Below are 17884 nucleotides of genomic sequence, written 5' to 3'. Positions count from 1 at the left end.
GGTTTATCCCTCTCATGTTGATGGAAGTCCGTGCCTTGCGGCGCACCGGCTTGCTGCCGGTGTCCTTTTCGCTGGCGGCCGGTGAGTGCCTGGCGATTGCCGGTCCCTCCGGCTGTGGCAAGTCCCTGCTGCTGCGTGCCATTGCCGATCTGGACCCCAATGAAGGCGAGGTCCGGCTGGCAGGTGCCGTGCGCGATGCCATGCCGGCCCCGCAGTGGCGGCGGCGTGTCGGCTATGTGCCGGCCGAACCCGGCTGGTGGGCCGATACCGTCGGCCAGCATTTTGATGACTGGGCTGCCGCTCAGCCACTGGTCACCCGGCTCGGTTTGCCGGCCGATGCCAATGCCTGGCCGATGACCCGGCCTTCCAGTGGCGAGCGTTTACGGCTGGCGCTGGTGCGTGCCCTGATGAATCGGCCTGCGGTGCTGTTGCTGGATGAGCCGACTGCCGCCCTGGATGCCGCGGCCGTCGGGCTGGTGGAGTCGCTGGTGGCCGATCAGCTGGCGCAGGGGCTGGCCGTGGTGTGGGTCAGTCATGATCCGGCCCAGGTGACGCGGGTGGCACGGCGCTGTCTGCGTTGGGATGGCAGTCAGTTTGTCGCGGAGGCACTGTGATGACTGGGTATATCCAACTGGGGTACGGCGACCTGTTGCTGGCCAGTGTGCTGGTGCTGACCAATGCGGCCTTGTCGCTGCGGCTGCATCTGGGGCTGGAGCGCAAACTGCTGGTGGCCGCCTTGCGCATGGTGTTGCAGCTGTCGCTGATGGGCTGGGTGCTGGTCAAGCTGTTTGCCTGGGTTTCGCCGCTGGCGACCCTGCTGGCAGCCCTGACCATGGTGGGGTTTGCCGGGCACGAGGCGGTGTCGCGCCAGCAGCGGCCGATGGCTGGCTGGTGGGGCTATGGGCTCGGTACCGGCAGCATGTTCCTGGCGGCTGCACTGGTGACGATTTTTGCCTTGACCTCGGCACTGCGGCCCGATCCCTGGTACGACCCGCGCTATGCCATTCCGCTGCTGGGCATGATTCTCGGCAATACCATGACCGGCATCGGACTGGGGATGAACGGACTGGCCAACGGTCTGTATAACCGCCGGGCCGCCATCGAGGCGCGGCTGATGCTGGGGCATGATCGCCGCTCGGCACTGGCGCCGGTCACCCGCGAGGCGCTCGTGGCGGCCATGCTGCCGATCATCAATGTCATGTCTGCCTCCGGCGTGGTGGCGCTGCCGGGCATGATGACCGGCCAGATCCTTGGTGGCGTGCCGCCGGCCCAGGCGGTCAAATACCAGATCCTGATCCTGTTCCTGATTGGCGGCGGCACCGGGCTGGGGGCGCTGGCGGCGGTGCTGGGCGGGGTATACCGTCTGACCGACTCGCGCCATCGTCTGCGGCTGGATCGTTTGCGTTCCTTGGCTTGAGCGCACTGATCGCAAGCTGAACGTAGCCCCTCGTGCCAGTGTCCTGTGACGACTGGTAATGGAGGGGTTTTTTGCCACTTACATATTCTTTATTGAAATAAAAAATAAAAATGATATAGTCTTATGATCTTTACCATGGAGTGATTCATGCAGACTGAGCAATTGGCAACCCTGTTTGGCGAGTTTCCTTATCTTCACGGTTTTTCTCCGGCGGAGCAGGCGCGTCTGGCGCGTCAGGCCCGTTTCCTGGAGAGCGAGCTGTATCGGGATATCGACCTGGCACGTTGTTGTCATTTGCTTGAGGTAGGTTGCGGGGTGGGCGCACAGACCGAGATCCTGCTGCGTCGTTTTCCGGATCTGCGCATTACGGGCATCGACTACAGTCAGCAACAGCTGGCCAGTGCGCGTGCCCGCTTGCTGGAAAATCCGCTGGCTGAAGGGCGAACGGAGCTGATGCAGATGGATGCCGGCCATCTGGCGTTTGCCCCCGCCAGTTTTGATGCGGCCTTTCTGTGCTGGGTGCTGGAGCATGTGCCCGAACCCGAGCAGGTCTTGTCCGAGGTGCGGCGCGTGTTGCGCCCCGGCGGGCGTGTCTATGCCACCGAGGTGATGAACGCCACGTTCTTCGTGTCGCCGTACTCGCCGCATCTGCAGCAGTACTGGCTGGCGTTCAATGATCATCAGCTGGCGCTGGGCGGCGATCCGTTTGTCGGTGTCAAGCTGGGCCAGATGCCGCTGCGCCAGGGGTTCCGCGACGTACGCACCGAGGTCAAGACCTGGCATCTGGATGCCCGTGATCCGCGACGCCGTCATGAGGTGCTGCTGTACTGGAGCGAATTGCTGCTGTCCGCGGTCGAGCAGTTGCTGGCCAGTGGCCGGGTCGATCAGGCGCTGGTGGCGGGCATGCAAGCCGAGTTGGCGCAGTTGGCCAAGGATCCGGATCTGGTGCTGTTCTACAGTTTTTGCCAGGCCAGTGCGCATGCCTGATTTTTTTTGCCTCCAATAGAATCAGGAGGAATCAAATGCATCATTTTTATTACTTCAACCGTTATTTCATCCTTGGCCAGCGGGTCGGGGAGCGTCACAAGGCAGACAGGAGAGAAGGTCATGTCGAATGCGTCGGTACTGAATCTGATCGGCCAAACCCCGTTGTTGCGGGTCAATCATCTGGACACCGGACCCTGCCAGCTGTTTCTCAAGCTGGAGAGCCATAATCCGGGCGGCTCGATCAAGGATCGGGTCGGGCTGGCGATGATTGCCGCCGCCGAGCGCGATGGCTTGCTGCAGCCCGGCGGCACCATTGTCGAGGCCACCGCCGGCAACACCGGTCTCGGCCTGGCGCTGGTGGCCGCGCAGAAGGGCTACAGACTGATTCTGGTGGTGCCGGACAAGATGAGCCGCTAGAAGGTGCTTCACCTGCAGGCGCTTGGCGCCGAGGTGGTGCTGACGCGTTCGGACGTTGGCAAGGGGCACCCTGACTACTACCAGGATCTGGCACAGCGCATCGCCAATGAGACGCCGGGGGCGTACTACATTGACCAGTTCAACAATCCGGCCAACCCGCTGGCACATGAAACCGGCACGGCACCGGAAATCTGGCAGCAAATGGGCCATGAGGTTGATGCCATCGTGGTCGGGGTTGGTTCCAGCGGCACGCTGACCGGCTTGTCACGCTTCTTTGGTCGTGAATCACCGGAGACGGCGTTCGTCCTGGCCGATCCGCAGGGGTCGATCCTCGCCGACTATGTCGAGACCGGTCACCACGGCGAGGCCGGCAGCTGGCTGGTCGAGGGCGTGGGTGAAGATTTTGTACCGCCGCAGGCCGACCTGTCGCGTGTGCGCCGCGCCTTCCGCATTTCCGACCGCGAGAGTTTCGAGACGGCGCGTCTGTTGCTGCAGAAGGAGGGCGTACTGGCCGGCTCTTCCTCCGGCACGCTGGTGGCGGCGGCCTTGCGCTATTGTCGCGAGCAGACCGAGCCCAAGCGCGTGGTGACCTTTGTCTGCGACAGCGGTAACAAATATCTGTCGAAAATGTATTCGGATGACTGGTTGCAGGATCAGGGCATGATCCAGCTGCCTCAGGTGGGCACCTTGCTGGACCTGATCCCGCGCCGCCATGATCTCGGACAGTCGGTGGTGTGCCGTCCGGACGAGACCCTGGCCCAGGTGTATCAGCGCATGCGCCAGTTCGATGTGTCGCAGTTGCCGGTGCTGGCCGATGAGACGGTGGTCGGCATCATCGACGAGTGGGATCTGCTGCTCTCGGTTCATGGCGAACCGGAGAACTTCCAGCAGAAGGTGTCGCAGACAATGAGCTCGGAGGTCAAGACGCTGCAGCCGGATGCCGGCTTGCAAGACCTGCTTCAAGTGTTCAATGATGGCTATGTCGCGTTGGTGGTGGACCGTAGCCATTACCTGGGGCTGATTACCCAGGCGGACTTGCTGGCTTTCTGGCGCCGTCAACCGCGTTAGCGGAGGAAAAGGCATGAGCTTGAATGAGGCGGGATTGCTGCCGTTTTTGCAGCAACAGGCAGTGATGGTGCTGGATGGTGCGCTGGCCACCGAGCTGGAGGCGCGTGGCTGCGATCTGAACGATCCCCTGTGGTCGGCGCGGGTGCTGATTGAGCAGCCGGCGCTGATTCGTCAGGTGCATGCCGATTATTTTTCCGCCGGGGCCGATGTGGCCACCACGGCCAGCTATCAGGCCACATTCGAGGGCTTTGCCCGCCGGGGGCTGGATCATGAGGCCGCGGCGGGTCTGATGCGGCGTGCGGTCGAACTGGCGCGCGAGGCGCGTGACGCCTTCTGGGCCGAACCGGCGCATCGCGCCGGCCGGCTGAAACCGCTGGTGGCCGCCTCGGTGGGGCCGTATGGCGCCATGCTGGCGGATGGCTCGGAGTATCGCGGGGACTATGCGCTGGATGAGGAGGGACTGATGGCCTTTCACCGGCCGCGCATGGCCGAGTTGCTGGCGGCGGGGCCGGACTTGCTGGCCTGCGAGACGGTGCCTTGCCTGAGCGAGGCCCGGGCGCTGGCGCGCCTGCTGGGCGAGTTTCCGCAGGCGCGCGCCTGGATCAGTTTTTCCTGCCGGGATGGCCGGCACAATAGCCAGGGGGAGCTGCTGGCAGATTGTCTGGCTGCACTGGAAGGGTTCGATCAGGTGCTGGCCGTCGGGCTCAACTGTACGGCCCCCGGCTTTGTCCCTGAGCTGCTGCAGTCAGCGCGGTCTGCCACGAGCAAGCCGCTGCTGGTCTACCCCAATTCGGGTGAACACTATGATCCGAACGGCAAGTGCTGGCATGGCGAGCGTGATCCGCAGGCCTTTGCCAGCGCGGCGCGTGGCTGGCAGCAGGCGGGTGCCCGCCTGATTGGCGGCTGCTGCCGCACTTCGCCGGCGGATATTGCCGCACTGGCTGCCTGGGCGCGCACCTGACGGTGCGGCGTCTTATCGTGCCGGCCTGAGCCAGTCCGGCGCGATGGCTTCCAGGGCCTGTGGCGCAAAGCCCAGCAGTGCCTGCGGAAAGCCCTGATCGCTGATGTTGTCGCTCGCCAGCGAGCGCAGGTTGTCGCGGCTCATCAGCGGTTCGCCTGGCAGACAGGCCAGCAGCCCGGCCTGCAGCATGCCCAGCGCCATCGGCATCGGCCAGACCGGCCTGGGGTGGCCGCTCAGCCGGCCGGTATAACGCACCAGTTCTGCTAGGGTGTAGCGCTGAGGGCCGACCAGATCGAGCGTCTGCCGGATACTGGCCGGGGTATCCAGGGCGGCCTCAACGGCATGGGCGACGTCTTCGACCCAGACCGGCTGGAAGCGGGTCTGGGCGCAGGCCAGCGGGATCAGGGGAAACAGCCGGTTGAGCCGGACAAACAGGGTGAGAAAGTTGTCGCCGCGCCCAAAAACCACCGAAGGTCGCAGAATGGTCCAGTCCAGCCCGCTGTCGCGCACGGCCTGTTCGCCAGCGGCCTTGCTTTGCTGGTAGAGGCTGGGCGCATCCGTGGCGGCGCCCAGGGCACTGATATGCAGCAAACGCGGTACCCCGGCCGTCCGGCAGGCTTCGACGATGCGGGCAGGCAGGTCGGCGTGAACCGCCTGAAATTGCTGACGGCTGCCATGCAAAATGCCGGCCATGCTGATGACCGCATCGTGCCCGGCCAGCCAGTCCGCCATGGCGGTTGCTGACTGCAGGTCGACCCGACTGAGTTGTACCCGCGGCAAGACCTGCAGGGGGTGCAGCTGCAAGCCGGTCTTGCGGCTGGCAATGCTCAGCTGCCATCCCCGCTGATTCAGCCGGTTGGCGATATGTCTGCCGATGAAGCCACTGCCACCGATCAGTGCGATCTTGTTCATGCTGTGTCCTGTTTGTTCTTCTGGCCATTCATTCTAGCGACTGCGGCGGTGTATTGCCTGCCAACTCCACTGTGCCCCCTGTGCCGCCCAGGCACCCAGCAGCAGGAAACCCAGTAATCCCGCCAGCGCCTGCTGCCAGAAGGTGGTCAGCAACTGAATGCTGCCCAGGCTCGTGGCCAGCACCAGCAGCAGCCCGGCCAGCATCCATCCGGTTTCCGGCCAGCGCATGACGCCGAGCATGTCGCGCCTTGTCGGCAGGGCATAACCCAGCGCCAGACCCAGCGGCAGCAATTGTGTCGCCTGTCGGGTGATCACGCCGACGATCAGGCTGGCCAGTGCCAGTAGCAGCCAGGGCAGGCGCCGGCATTCGGCAGGCTGCGCGGCATGGGCTTCGTGGCGCCATTGCCAGCGTTCCAGCGCGATCAGCAGCGCGGCCAGCGTCAGGCCGGCCAGGACGTCGGAGATGAAGTGTACGCCGAGCCAGACACGGGCCATGGCGGTCCAGGTCGCCAGCAGGAGGGCCAGGGGCAGGGTCCACTTCAGTGGCAGCCTGGCGCGGCACCAGAAGGCCAGTGCGCCGAGAAAAAACAGGGCACTGAAGGCATGTCCGCTGGGCATGCCGAAGCCTGCGGCGCCGCGTTCGCTCAGTGCCGGCAGGTAATGAAAGGGCCGTGGCAGGGCCAGCAGCGATTTCAGCCCCTGGGTCAGCATGGATAGCAGCGCCAGCCAGTAGGCCATGCGGTGCAGGTAGCGGCGGCCGAGCGCCAGGGCGACGAAGGGCAGGCACAGGACATAGAACCAGACCTCGCCAAGAAAGCTGCCGCTGCGGAAAAATCCGCCCCAGCCAGGGGTGGCCTGTTGCAGGGACTGGATCAGCGGTAGTTCCTGCTGCTGGATGGCCGGGGCAGCCTGACGGAAGTCCGCATGGTCCTCGGTCTGACTGTCCGGAATGCTGTCGAGCTGGTCGAACAGGCGCGCAATCTGGGCCGGGTAGCGCAGCGGCAGGGCCGCCGCCTGCTGGCGGGTGAAGAGCCCCGCCTGGATGACCTCGCTGCCCAGATGCGGTGCGTTCAGCAGGTTGAGCCGGTCATCGCTGATCGGCATGGGTTGCAGGGTCTGGCAGGCGTACAGACGGAATGATTCACCAAAGCACGGAAGTCGCAATCCGACGCGGACCGCCAGTCCGGTCTCCTCCAGGGTTTCACGCGCCGCGGCCTGCTGGCCGGTTTCCTCGCCGTCGATGTAGCCGGCCGGCAGCGACCACTGATTGGCCGGGCCGCCCTGTACCAGCAACAGGCGCTCTCCGTCGCGCAGGGCGCAGCCGGCACCGGCAGCCTGGCTGGCGGGGGACAACAGCAGGGAGGCCAGCAGTAACGGCGTGACAAGAAAAGGGAAACGGGGCATGGGGGGGCTCTGGGTGGAATGAAAGCCTATTGGATTCATATGACCTGCTGGCGTTCATTTTGCATGTCATATTCCTAAAAAGAATAAAAATAAAAATATAAATAATTTTCGGGAATGAGGGTGGCAGGATACAGTATGCACATTGCCAGCCAGACGGAATTCATCGTGATTAGCATAGAGCATGTCAACAAGTCCTACCGCAGCGGCGGCCAGTCGGTGCAGGCGCTGACGGATGTCAGTCTGCAGGTGGCGCAGGGGGAGATTTTCGGCGTCATCGGACGCTCGGGGGCCGGCAAGAGTTCCCTGATCCGCTGCCTGAATCTGCTGGAGCGGCCGGATTCAGGGCAGGTGCTGGTCGATGGCATCGACCTGACCGCTTTGCCGCCACGCGAACTGCCGGAGCATCGCCGCCGCATTGGCATGATTTTCCAGCATTTTAATCTGCTGCACTCCAAAACCGTGGCCCAGAACGTGGCCTTTCCGCTGCGACTGGCCGGCGAACGGCGCACCGCCGTGATCCGGGAACGGGTCGATGAGCTGCTGGCGCTGGTGGGCCTGGCCGGCCTTGGCGACCGTTATCCGCATCAGTTGTCGGGCGGGCAGAAGCAACGGGTCGGCATTGCACGGGCTTTGGCCAATCGTCCGACGGTCCTGCTGTCCGATGAGGCAACGTCTGCGCTGGATCCGCAAACCACCCAGTCGATTCTCGCACTGCTGGCGGATATCAATCAGCAGTTGGGGCTGACCATCGTACTGATTACCCATGAGATGTCGGTGATTCGCCAGCTGTGTGACCGGGTGGCGGTGCTGGACCATGGCCATATTGTCGAATCCGGCACGGTGAGCGAAGTGTTCCTGCATCCCCGCCATGCTGTGACGCAAAGCCTGCTGGGCGAACTGGGCCTGGTGGATGAATCGGCACTGCAGCGCTTGCGTCAGGAAACGCGCGGACCGCTCATTCGCCTGACCTTTGTCGGTGAAGCGACCCATCAGCCGGTGCTCAGCCGCGTCACGCAGCAGACCGGCCTGCATTTCAACATCCTGCAAGGCTCGGTCGGGCATATCAAGACCACGCCCTATGGCCAGTTGCTGGTCGAAGCTGTCGGCGAGGTGCCCGACTTGTCCAGGGTGCTGCGTCAGTTTGAACAGTGGCAGATCCATCATGAGGTACTGGCATGAACCTGAACGATATTTTCTGGCCGGAAATCGCCGAGGCCGCCCGCGACACCCTGGTGATGAGTGGGTTTTCGCTGCTGTTCAGTGTGTTGCTCGGTCTGCCGCTGGGGGTGCTGCTTTTTCTGACCGGCAAACAGCGCCTGCTGCAGCAAGGGGTGCTGAATCAGTTGCTGTCTTTGCTGGTGAACGTGCTGCGTTCCGTACCGTTCATTATTTTGCTGATCATCATGATTCCGCTGACCGTCTGGCTGATCGGGACCTCGATCGGTGTGGCAGGTGCCATTCCGCCGCTGACGGTGGCTGCGACGCCGTTCTATGCCCGGCTGGTGGAAAACGTGCTGCGCGAGGTGGATCACGGTGTGGTGGAGGCCTGTCTGGCCATGGGGGCACGCCGCCGCCAGGTGGTGCTGTCCGCCCTGTTGCCCGAGGCCATGCCCGGCTTGCTGGCCGCGGCCACGGTGACCGCGGTGGCACTGGTGTCCTATTCGGCCATGGCAGGGGCGATTGGCGGCGGCGGCCTGGGGGATCTGGCGATTCGCTATGGCTATCAGCGCTTCCAGGTGGATGTGATGGTGGTCACGGTATTACTGATGATTGTGCTGGTGCAGCTGCTGCAGTGGGGCGGTGACCGGCTGGTGAGACATTTTTCCCGACGTTGATGCGGAATGGTTCCGGCATCTGAATTGTGATTCTAATGAAATGAAAGGAAGTGCCATGTTGAAAAAGCGTCATTTTCTGGCTGCAGCCCTGATTGGCCTCGCTTCGCTGGCGGTACGGGCCGAGACGCTGACGGTGGCGGCCAGCGCCATCCCGCATGCCGAGATTCTCGAATTCGTCAAACCCAAGCTGGCGCAGCAGGGAGTGGATCTGCAGGTCAAGGTGTTTGATGACTATGTGCAGCCGAATGTACAGGTGAGCGAGAAGCGCATTGACGTGAACTTCTTCCAGCATCAGCCGTATCTGGACAAGTACAACCAGAGTCATGGCACCAATCTGGTCGGGGTGGTGCCGGTACATGTCGAGCCCTTCGGTATCTACTCGCATCGCGTCAAGGGTCTGGCCCAGGTGCAGAGCGGTGCCACCATCGCCATTCCGAATGATCCGTCCAACGTCGGCCGCGCCTTGCTGCTGCTGCAACACAAGGGGCTGATCACGCTGAAGGATGCGCATAACCTGCTGGCCACGACGCGGGACATCGTCAGCAATCCGAAGCAGCTGAAGATTCGCGAACTGGATGCCGCCGTGTTGCCGCGCGTGCTGGATCAGGTCGATCTGGCGGTGATCAACACCAACTATGCGCTGGAAGCCAAGCTGGTACCGACCCGTGATGCGATTGCCCTGGAAAATGGCACCTCGGCTTATGCCAACCTGCTGGTGGCCCGTCCGGACAACAAGAATGCCCCGGCCGTGAAGAAGCTGGCTGCGGTGCTGAATTCGCCGGAAGTCCGTCAGTTTATCGAGCAGAAGTACAAGGGGGCGGTCGTACCGGCTTTCTGATTAATGGCTGACCTGGCCGAGGCTGGGTCTCCTGATGTTCCCTACCTGCGGTTTCCTTGGTGAAACTGGCGCGGTGCCTGATGGCTCCGCGCTTTTTTTTGTGTCGGAATGGACAAAGAAAAAGCCCGATCGGATGATCGGGCTTTTGTCTGGATCTGGCGTCCCCACGGGGAATCGAACCCCGGCCGCCGCCGTGAAAGGGCAGTGTTCTAACCGCTAAACTATAGGGACTGTGGTGGAGATAAGCGGGATCGAACCGCTGACCTCTTGCATGCCATGCAAGCGCTCTCCCAGCTGAGCTATACCCCCGTACTGCGAACAGTGGGGCGCATTATAGGGACAGCATTTTCTGCTGTAAAGGGGTTTGGTGAAAAAAGTTCAAAAAAGTGAATTGAGCGGGACGGGCGGGCTGGGCCGCAGTCCCTTTTTGCGCAGCAGCACCTGACAGTACCAGGCGTTGGGCATGCTGCAGCTCAGCAGACTGTGCCGGTCGTGCTGGGCTGGCCGGACGGTGCTTTGGCCGGCACGGGCCAGAGAGGGCAGCAGGGCAAGTAGTAGGGCAAGCAGCAGGGTGGCTGCGGAATATCGCCGGGACATGGTGTTTCCTCCGGGGGTCAGTGGTTGCTGGCGGCGGGTTTCTGTTCATGCATGATCAGACGGCTGCAGTACCAGCCAGTGGCCAGATTGCAGGTGATGATGCGCTGCAGCTGGCTGCGGGTCAGATTGAGGTGGCGCAGGGTCTCTGCCTGTACCGCGCCGGCCAGCAGCAGCGGAATCAGCAGGATGACGAGGTGACGAGGGTTCATGGTGTTTTCCTTGGGCATTACAGCGGGGTTTGAGCCAGGATGGCCAGCAACTGGCGCATGGGGTAAATCAGGGACTCCATCAGCCCCTGTGAAGGTGCCAGCGGGTGCAGATAGCCCGGCAGTTCGGCGCGGGCAGGGATGACATGAAGAATGCCGAAAATGAGCAAGATCACATACATGGCAATCCTTTCATTGTGCGAATAAATAGAACAAAGTTTTATATAAAAACCAATTGCACTGCATTTTCGGTTATGAACATCCGACAGGCCACGGGCAGGTTTTGCAGCAGTCTTTCCGCAGTGGCTCGGTTATAATGCGAGGTTTGCCACTCGTCATAACGCACACTATGTCGGTCGGACATTACGAAAACTTCCCGGTGGGGTCGCTGCTGCTGCCAAGGCGCCTGCGCGCCGCAGTGCATGTGATCTACCGCTTTGCCCGCCATGCCGATGACCTGGCCGACGAGGGGGATGCATCGCCGCAGGCCCGGCTGGACGCATTGCAGGCGCTGCGCAGCGAACTCGATCTGCTCGCCGCCGGCCAGCCAGCCACGCTGCCGCTGATGCAGGATCTGGCACGAGTGGTCGAAAGCCATGCCCTGCCGCTGGCGCCGTTCTATGATCTGCTGTCGGCCTTCAGTCAGGATGTCGAGAAAACCCGCTATCAGAACTTTGCCGAGCTGATCGACTATTGCCGTCGTTCGGCCAATCCGGTCGGGAGGCTGATGCTGGCGCTGTATGGCGAAACCGATGCCCGCAGCGTGGCCATGTCCGACGGCGTCTGCAGTGCCTTGCAACTGATCAATTTCCTGCAGGATGTGGCCATTGACTGGCAGAAAGGGCGGGTCTACCTGCCGCAGGAAGATCTGGCCCGCTTCCGTGTCACCGAAGCGCAGATTGCCGCCGGCGACGCCGGCGGGCTGTGGACGCCGCTGATGCTCAAGCAGATCGAACGCGCGCGCAAACTGCTGCAGGCCGGTGCCCCGCTGGGCAAGCGCCTGCGTGGTCGCATCGGTTTCGAACTGCGGCTGATCATTCTCGGCGGCGATCGTATCTTGCAGAAACTGCATGCGCAGGGTGGCAATGTGTTTGCCCGGCGTCCGGTGCTGGGCTGGCGGGATTGGCTCTGGATGATATGGCGTGCCACCCGGGTGCGCTGAATGATGCTTTCGACAAGGAGAGGCGTGTGACGCCCGAGCAATATTGCCAGGACAAGGCTGCAGCCAGTGGCTCCAGCTTCTACTACAGTTTCCGTTTTCTGCCCGATGCCCGGCGCCTGGCGATCACGGCGCTGTATGCCTTTTGCCGCGAGGTCGACGATGTGGTCGACGAAACGCTCGAGCATGAGGTGGCCCATGCCAAACTGGCCTGGTGGCGTGAAGAGATCGGCCGTCTGTACGACGGTCGCCCCGGTCATCCGGTGACCCAGGCGCTGGCGCCGCATGTGTCGTCGTTTGCGCTGCCGAAGGAAGCCATGCTGGAAATCATTGATGGCATGGAGATGGATCTGAAGTTTGCCCGTTATGAGCGTTTCGAGGATTTGCTGCGCTACTGCCGCCGGGTTGCCGGCGTGGTGGGGGAGCTGTCGGCGCGCATTTTCGGTTTCAGCGATGCCGCCACCTTGCAGTATGCCGACCGGCTCGGCGTGGCGCTGCAACTGACCAATATTATCCGGGATGTCGGCGAAGATGCCCGGCGTGGCCGCATCTATCTGCCGATCGAGGATCTGCATGCCTTCGATGTGCCGGCCGCGGATCTGCAGCATGGCCGTGAAAGCGATGCCTTCGCGCGTCTGATGCAATTCCAGATTGAGCGGGCGCAGGACTATTACCGCCAGGCCTGGGCGCTGTTGCCGCCGGCTGATCGCAAGGCGCAGCGGGCCGGATTGCTGATGGCGGCGATCTATCGCGCCACGCTGGCGGAAATCCTGCTGGACGGCCCGGAAAAAGTCCTGAACCAGCGGCTGTCGCTGACGCCGCTGCGCAAGCTGTGGCTGGCATGGAAGACCTGGACCTTCGGCTACCGGCCATGAAGCCACGGGTGGCCGTCATCGGGGCCGGCTGGGCCGGACTGGCTGCCGCCGTTGAACTGGCCGGTCAGGCCGACCTGACCTTGTTCGAGGCCGGTCGCCAGGCGGGTGGTCGGGCGCGCCGTGTTTCCAGTGACGGCAATCATGTCGATAACGGTCAGCACATTTTGCTCGGGGCCTATGAGACCTGCTGGCAACTGATGCGCAAGGTCGGCGCCGATCCGGATCGGCTGCTGCACCGGCTGCCGCTGAACTGGTGGCAGGCCGATGGTTTGCAGATGCGTTGCCCGTCCTGGCCGGCGCCCTGGCATCTGCTTGCCGGCCTGCTTTCGGCCCGGGGCTTGCCCTGGTCCGGCAAGGGGCAGTTGCTGCGGGCGCTCGGACGGCTGGCCCTGTCGGGCTGGCAGGTTGCTGCGGATCAGACCGTCGCCGAGTGGCTGCAGCAGCAGGGGCAGGGGGCCGCGCTGCAACAGGTATTCTGGCGCCCCCTGGTGCTGTCGGCGCTGAATACGCCGCCGGAGCAGGCCGCCATGTCGGTACTGGCGGCCGTCTTGCGTGACAGTCTGGGTGCGCGTCGCGCCGCGAGTGACATGATGCTGCCGCGCACCGATCTGTCCGCGCTGTTTCCCGAGCCGGCGCTGGCCTGGCTGGCGGCGCAGGGCGCCACGCTGTGTCTGGGGCAGCGCGTCGGGCAGTTGCAGGCAGCCGGGCAGGGGGTGAGGGTGGACGGGCAGCCTTTCGATGCGGCCATCGTGGCCTGCGCCCCGTATCATCTGCCTCATCTGCTGCCGGACGATTTGCTGCCGGCGGCTGTCAAGAAGCTGGATTATTGGCCGATATATACCGTATACCTGCGCTTCGCTCAGGCGCCGCAGTTGCCGCGGCCGATGATCGGCCTGCGCGAAGGCACGGCCGACTGGCTGTTTGATCGTGAAGCCCTGTGCGGCGAGGCTGGCATGCTGGCTGCGGTGATCAGTGCGCCACAGGCGGGGCGATTGCCCGAGGGGGCGCTGGCACTGGCCGAGGCCGTGCTGGCCGATGTGCGCCGCATCCGGCCGGATCTGCCTGCGCCGGTGTGGTCGAAGGTGCTGGTCGAGCGCCGGGCGACGTTTGCTGCTACTCCCGGCATGGTCAGGCCTGGGGTGCGTCTGAATGCGGCATCGTGTTATCTCGCCGGAGACTGGTGTCAGGGGCTGTATCCGGCGACGCTGGAGGGGGCTGTGCGCAGTGGCGTTGCCGCTGCCGGGGCGTTGTTGCAGGACATGACAATCATGAATAGACAGACACAATGAAAAAAGAATTTGCCCGCGATTATCTGGCTGGCCGAGTGATGCTGGTGACCGGGGCCACCAAGGGTCTGGGGCGGCACTTGGCCCTGACCTTTGCCGCCCACGGTGCCACTGTGGTGCTGCTGGCACGGCATGTGAAACGGCTGGAAGCGGTCTATGACGAGATTGTGGCGGCGGGCGGCCCCGAACCGGCGGCGATTCCGCTGGATTTGTTCACGGCGACCGAGGCCGAGTTCAACCAGCTGGCCCTGCAGGTGCAGCGCGAGTTCGGTCGCCTGGACGGGATCGTGCACTGTGCCTCGTATCTGTATGCCCTGTCGCCGCTGGTGGATCAGGGCATTGAAGAATGGATGAACCAGTACCGCATCAACACGGTTGCGCCGCATGCACTGACCCGTGCCTGTCTGCCGCTGTTGCAACAGTCGCCGGATGCGGCGGTCTTGTTTGTCGGCGAGACGCATGGGTTGCACCCGGCGGCTTTCTGGGGTGGCTTCGGCGCCTCCAAGGCCGGACTGGCCTATCTGACTCAGGTGGCGGCCAGCGAGTGGGATGATCGCCCGAATCTGCGCGTCAACCTGCTGGTGCCGGGGCCGATCAATGCGCCGCAGCGCATGAAGACGCACCCGGGTGAAGATCGCAGCGAGCGAGCCGAATTGAGTGATGTCATGCCATGGTTCCTGCACTGGGCAGGACCGGACAGTGCCGGACGGAGCGGCCAAATCATCGAGCTGGATCTGCGCCAGCACGATCAGGAAGGGGACTAGCATGCGTGCATATCTGGTGTTGCCTTTGGTGCTGTGTCTGTCCGGTTGCAACTGGTTCAATCACGTCACCGGGCTGAGCAAGGAACAGGACCGGGCGACCGGTGCGGCCTGCCGCCAGACCGGGCGCTCGCTCGAGGAGTGCTTCCGGCGCAATCCGGATGCCGACAAGGCGCAGGTGTTTGCCGGTTGGCGTGAAATGCACGAATACATGACCAAGCAGCAGTTGCCGACCATGATGCCCCCGCCGGATCCGCCGCCGCCCGCCGCCTCGGCGCCAGTGGCCGCGGGCCACCCGCCGCCTGCCGCGGCAGACGGCAACCAGCCGCCCACCATGTCCGACGCGGGTGCCAATGATGGCAATGGCGGTAAACCGGACCCCGAGGTCCAGGCCGTGCTGGATACCATCAATAACCGCAGTGGTAATGGCGCCACCACGCCGAGCAATGCTGAAGAGAAGCAGTTGCAGTCCATCCTCAAACAGGGGGCGGCCAGTTCGGCCCCACCCAAGCCGAAAAAATAGGCATGGCCAAAAGTAAAACCGTTTTTTCCTGTACCGAATGTGGTGGCGAAACCCCCAAGTGGCAGGGGCAGTGCCCGCATTGTGGTGCCTGGAATACCCTGACTGAATCGCTGGCGCAACCTGCTGCCGGCAGCGGTCGCTATGAAGCCTGGAGCGGCACCGCCCAGGTGCAGTTGCTCAGTGAGGTGCAGGCCGAAGACGTGCCGCGCGACAGTGCCGGCATTGACGAGCTGGACCGGGTGCTGGGCGGTGGCCTGGTGCGCGGGGCGGTCATCCTGATCGGCGGCGACCCGGGCATCGGCAAGTCGACCTTGCTGCTGCAGGCGCTGGCTGCCATGGGCGCCACGCGGCCTGTGCTGTATGTCTCCGGTGAAGAGTCGCCGCAGCAGATTGCCATGCGCGCCTCGCGGCTGGCCGTGGATGCCGGCAAGGTGCGTCTGCTGTCTGAAATCCGCCTGGAAGCCATCATGGCGGTGCTCAAGCGCGACAAGCCGGAAGTGGCGGTGATCGACTCCATTCAGACCCTGTATACCGATCAGGTCACCTCGGCGCCCGGCTCGGTGTCACAGGTGCGCGAATGCGCTGCCCAGCTGACGCGCATGGCCAAACAAAGCGGCACGACGCTGTTGCTGGTCGGCCATGTCACCAAGGAAGGCTCGCTGGCCGGACCGCGCGTGCTCGAACACATGGTCGACACGGTGCTGTATTTCGAGGGGGATTCGCACTCCAGCTTCCGCATGATTCGCGCGGTGAAGAACCGCTTTGGCGCCGCCAATGAACTGGGCGTGTTCGCCATGACCGAGCGTGGCCTCAAGGGGGTGTCCAATCCTTCGGCAATTTTCCTGTCCTCCTGGCGAGATGATGTGTCCGGGGCCTGCGTGCTGGTCACCCAGGAAGGCTCGCGCCCGCTGCTGGTGGAAGTCCAGGCGCTGGTCGACGATGCGCACGGGTTTCAGCCCAAGCGTCTCAGCGTTGGCCTGGAGCAGAACCGGCTGGCCATGCTGCTGGCCGTGCTGCACCGCCATGCCGGCGTGGCGTGTTTTGATCAGGACGTGTTTCTTAATGCGGTCGGCGGCGTAAAGATCACCGAGCCGGCCGCCGACCTGGCGCTGATCCTGGCCATGGTGTCCTCGCTGCGCAATCGCCCCCTGCCACCCAAGATGGTGGTGTTTGGCGAGGTGGGGCTTGCCGGCGAGGTCCGGCCGGTCACGCGTGGACAGGAACGACTGCGCGAGGCCGCCAAGCTGGGCTTTACCCGTGCCATCGTGCCAATGGCCAATCGGCCGAGGCAGGAGATTGAGGGGCTGGAAGTGATTGGTGTCGACCGGCTGGAACAGGCGGTGGATTACTGCCGCGGCCAGTAAGCAGGCGGCGGGGCGCAACAGAAGATGGCCGGTACCGGGTACCGGCCATTTTCTGTTATTCAGTGCCGGGTGCAGTGCTGGCAGCTGCCTTCACACAAACCGGCCGAGTTCAGCGACTGTTTCAGGGCGCAGACCGAACGGCGGCAGGCAATGAAGCGCACATTGTGTTGCGAGGCCAGGGCGCGGAAATGGCGCATGACGTTGTGACCGAGAAAGTCGGTGAACAGGATCAGCAGCTCCGTGCCGGCGGGCAGCCGGTCAAGTTTGCGCTGGTGGGAGCTGTTGCGTCCGCTGACGTGCCGCTGAATGGTGATGCCGAACTGATCCAGCACGGCAGGGATGTTGCCAAGGGTATCAGCGCCGACCAACATTGCGTTCATGTCGTATTCTCCTGAGTGGTGTGATGCAAAGATAATGAGAATCATTCTCATTGTCAATCATCCGGTCAGGACTTTCGGTCAGGCGCTGATATCCACTTGGTGCGGGCTGCCGCTCGGGTTCTCCATGGCGACATAGCTTCCGTCACGCCAGAAGTGGGCGTGCATCGGCAGGGCATGGCGAGGTCCGGCCGGCAGAAGCCGGGCCGCCATGCAGCGAATTTCCGGGTCACTTCCCAGAGAAAACTGGGCAAAAAGCGGTGTGCCGGAGGACCCGCACATCGTCGGCGGAGGTTCGGCCGACAGGGGCGGGTTGCAGCGATCGGCTGCGTGAAAATCGGTCAGGCGGGTCAGTGTATAGTCGACCCGGGCACCCTGGCTGGCGCCGGCGCGGGCATCCAGCACCAGCTGGCCCATCTGCTCGCCGCAAGGGGGCCTCAGTGCGGTGTGCGGCAGCTGCATGTCCAGCACGAAGGGCTGTGCCGTCGCGCCCGGCAGGGTGAGCTGACCGATGGCGGTCAGCCGCAATGCCTGGCTGGCCGGATGGGTCAGGGCATGGCGTGCATGGGTCAGCCAGCTTGGTGCCAGCGCATCGTCGTACAGGGACTGCCCCCCGTGTTGCGGGTCGGTCAGGCTCAGCGGTTGCGGGCTGAGTGTTTCGAGCAGGGCCTGCATGAGCGCCAGCAGGGTTTCCTGGCTGCAGGCAGCGGCCAGCTCGCTATCGCTGGCCTGGTGCAGGTCGACCTGCTCATCCTGATGGTCGCTGGCGTAGCCTGTGCCGCTGCCGGGGAAGGCCATGCCCGGCGGCGTGGCGGATTGTCCGGTGCGGGAAGACTGTTTGACTGACTCGATGAGCATGATCGTCACTCCTGCTGTCTCTGCCCCTATATCGTCTTG

General features: G+C 63.5%; 21 protein-coding genes, 2 tRNA genes and 1 pseudogene. 15 read left to right on the top strand and 9 right to left on the bottom strand.

Annotated features, from left to right (window positions below; genetic code table 11):
- The first annotated feature begins 14 nt into the window (after positions 1-14).
- The 6 genes and pseudogenes from JNO51_RS09805 (at position 15) to mmuM (ending at position 4850) form a co-directional block, all read left to right on the top strand.
- On the top strand, positions 15-614 hold the full coding sequence (locus JNO51_RS09805; RefSeq protein WP_215776535.1) for an ATP-binding cassette domain-containing protein: 600 nt from the start codon (positions 15-17) through the stop codon (positions 612-614).
- Positions 614-1417, top strand: coding sequence for an ABC transporter permease (locus JNO51_RS09800; protein ID WP_215776532.1), 804 nt, complete (start codon positions 614-616; stop codon positions 1415-1417). Before JNO51_RS09805 ends, JNO51_RS09800 begins: the two co-directional genes overlap by 1 nt.
- Before the next feature lie 147 nt (positions 1418-1564).
- A complete protein-coding gene (locus JNO51_RS09795) occupies positions 1565-2404 on the top strand; it encodes a class I SAM-dependent methyltransferase (protein WP_215776530.1) in 840 nt (279 codons plus the stop codon).
- A gap of 120 nt (positions 2405-2524) precedes the next feature.
- Positions 2525-3364 (top strand): annotated as a pseudogene (locus JNO51_RS17390) (PLP-dependent cysteine synthase family protein); the annotation flags it as partial.
- A gap of 84 nt (positions 3365-3448) precedes the next feature.
- Positions 3449-3889: a CBS domain-containing protein gene (locus JNO51_RS17385; RefSeq protein ID WP_371822931.1), complete on the top strand. Its 441-nt coding sequence runs from the start codon at positions 3449-3451 to the stop codon at positions 3887-3889.
- A gap of 13 nt (positions 3890-3902) precedes the next feature.
- Positions 3903-4850 (top strand): homocysteine S-methyltransferase, encoded by a 948-nt coding sequence (gene mmuM / locus JNO51_RS09785; RefSeq protein ID WP_215776528.1) that lies wholly within the window; start codon positions 3903-3905, stop codon positions 4848-4850.
- Between the two features lie 12 nt (positions 4851-4862).
- Here mmuM and JNO51_RS09780 read toward each other — a convergent pair whose 3' ends face one another.
- The gene (locus tag JNO51_RS09780; protein WP_215776525.1) at positions 4863-5762 is read right to left on the bottom strand and encodes a complex I NDUFA9 subunit family protein; all 900 of its coding nucleotides are present in this window, start codon (positions 5760-5762) and stop codon (positions 4863-4865) included.
- A gap of 33 nt (positions 5763-5795) precedes the next feature.
- Complete coding sequence (locus tag JNO51_RS09775) at positions 5796-7166, bottom strand: phosphatase PAP2 family protein (RefSeq protein WP_215776523.1); 1371 nt, start codon at positions 7164-7166, stop codon at positions 5796-5798.
- Between the two features lie 135 nt (positions 7167-7301).
- On the opposite strand from JNO51_RS09775, the gene JNO51_RS09770 reads away from it, so the two are divergent.
- The 3 genes from JNO51_RS09770 to JNO51_RS09760 are packed head-to-tail and all read left to right on the top strand — an operon-like array spanning position 7302 to position 9839.
- Positions 7302-8345: a methionine ABC transporter ATP-binding protein gene (locus JNO51_RS09770; RefSeq protein ID WP_305798418.1), complete on the top strand. Its 1044-nt coding sequence runs from the start codon at positions 7302-7304 to the stop codon at positions 8343-8345.
- A complete protein-coding gene (locus JNO51_RS09765; protein ID WP_215776520.1) occupies positions 8342-9001 on the top strand; it encodes a methionine ABC transporter permease in 660 nt (219 codons plus the stop codon). The genes JNO51_RS09770 and JNO51_RS09765 overlap by 4 nt, the downstream gene beginning before the upstream one ends.
- A 55-nt stretch (positions 9002-9056) precedes the next feature.
- Entirely contained in the window at positions 9057-9839 is a 783-nt protein-coding gene (locus JNO51_RS09760; RefSeq protein WP_215776518.1) for a MetQ/NlpA family ABC transporter substrate-binding protein, read from the top strand.
- A 156-nt stretch (positions 9840-9995) separates the two neighbouring features.
- Here the strand turns inward: JNO51_RS09760 and JNO51_RS09755 are convergent.
- The 5 genes from JNO51_RS09755 to JNO51_RS09735 form a co-directional block, all read right to left on the bottom strand.
- Positions 9996-10070, bottom strand: a tRNA-Glu gene (locus JNO51_RS09755).
- Positions 10071-10072: 2 nt separating this feature from the next.
- Positions 10073-10148 (bottom strand) — tRNA-Ala (locus tag JNO51_RS09750).
- Positions 10149-10217: 69 nt separating this feature from the next.
- Positions 10218-10436 carry a hypothetical protein gene (locus tag JNO51_RS09745; RefSeq protein ID WP_215776516.1) on the bottom strand — a complete coding sequence of 73 codons (219 nt, stop codon included), beginning with the start codon at positions 10434-10436 and terminating at the stop codon, positions 10218-10220.
- A 17-nt stretch (positions 10437-10453) separates the two neighbouring features.
- Positions 10454-10645, bottom strand: a complete 192-nt coding sequence (locus JNO51_RS09740) for a hypothetical protein (protein WP_215776515.1) — start codon at positions 10643-10645, stop codon at positions 10454-10456.
- 17 nt (positions 10646-10662) lie between these two features.
- Entirely contained in the window at positions 10663-10824 is a 162-nt protein-coding gene (locus JNO51_RS09735) for a hypothetical protein (protein ID WP_215776514.1), read from the bottom strand.
- A gap of 167 nt (positions 10825-10991) precedes the next feature.
- Between JNO51_RS09735 and hpnC the strand changes: the two genes are divergently transcribed.
- From hpnC to radA, 6 genes are read left to right on the top strand one after another with little or no spacing between them, the layout of a single operon-like run.
- Complete coding sequence (gene hpnC, locus JNO51_RS09730) at positions 10992-11804, top strand: squalene synthase HpnC (RefSeq protein ID WP_215776513.1); 813 nt, start codon at positions 10992-10994, stop codon at positions 11802-11804.
- A 26-nt stretch (positions 11805-11830) separates the two neighbouring features.
- On the top strand, positions 11831-12676 hold the full coding sequence (hpnD, locus tag JNO51_RS09725; RefSeq protein WP_252346051.1) for a presqualene diphosphate synthase HpnD: 846 nt from the start codon (positions 11831-11833) through the stop codon (positions 12674-12676).
- Entirely contained in the window at positions 12643-13965 is a 1323-nt protein-coding gene (gene hpnE / locus JNO51_RS09720; protein ID WP_252346050.1) for a hydroxysqualene dehydroxylase HpnE, read from the top strand. Before hpnD ends, hpnE begins: the two co-directional genes overlap by 34 nt.
- Positions 13962-14726 (top strand): SDR family oxidoreductase, encoded by a 765-nt coding sequence (locus JNO51_RS09715; RefSeq protein ID WP_215776511.1) that lies wholly within the window; start codon positions 13962-13964, stop codon positions 14724-14726. The genes hpnE and JNO51_RS09715 overlap by 4 nt, the downstream gene beginning before the upstream one ends.
- A 1-nt stretch (position 14727) precedes the next feature.
- Complete coding sequence (locus JNO51_RS09710) at positions 14728-15246, top strand: hypothetical protein (RefSeq protein WP_215776509.1); 519 nt, start codon at positions 14728-14730, stop codon at positions 15244-15246.
- Positions 15247-15248: 2 nt separating this feature from the next.
- Positions 15249-16610, top strand: coding sequence for a DNA repair protein RadA (gene radA, locus JNO51_RS09705; protein WP_215776507.1), 1362 nt, complete (start codon positions 15249-15251; stop codon positions 16608-16610).
- A 59-nt stretch (positions 16611-16669) separates the two neighbouring features.
- On the opposite strand, the gene JNO51_RS09700 is transcribed toward radA, so the two are convergent.
- Both JNO51_RS09700 and JNO51_RS09695 read right to left on the bottom strand, forming a co-directional pair.
- Entirely contained in the window at positions 16670-16990 is a 321-nt protein-coding gene (locus JNO51_RS09700) for a DUF2325 domain-containing protein (protein ID WP_215776505.1), read from the bottom strand.
- A 78-nt stretch (positions 16991-17068) separates the two neighbouring features.
- Entirely contained in the window at positions 17069-17845 is a 777-nt protein-coding gene (locus JNO51_RS09695) for a hypothetical protein (protein ID WP_215776503.1), read from the bottom strand.
- Between the last annotated feature and the right edge of the window lie 39 nt (positions 17846-17884).

Origin of the sequence: Paludibacterium sp. B53371 (assembly GCF_018802765.1) — a bacterium.
Lineage (GTDB): Bacteria > Pseudomonadota > Gammaproteobacteria > Burkholderiales > Chromobacteriaceae > Paludibacterium.
Note: the sequence above shows the minus strand (reverse complement) of the source record. Positions and strands in the feature narration are given on the sequence as shown.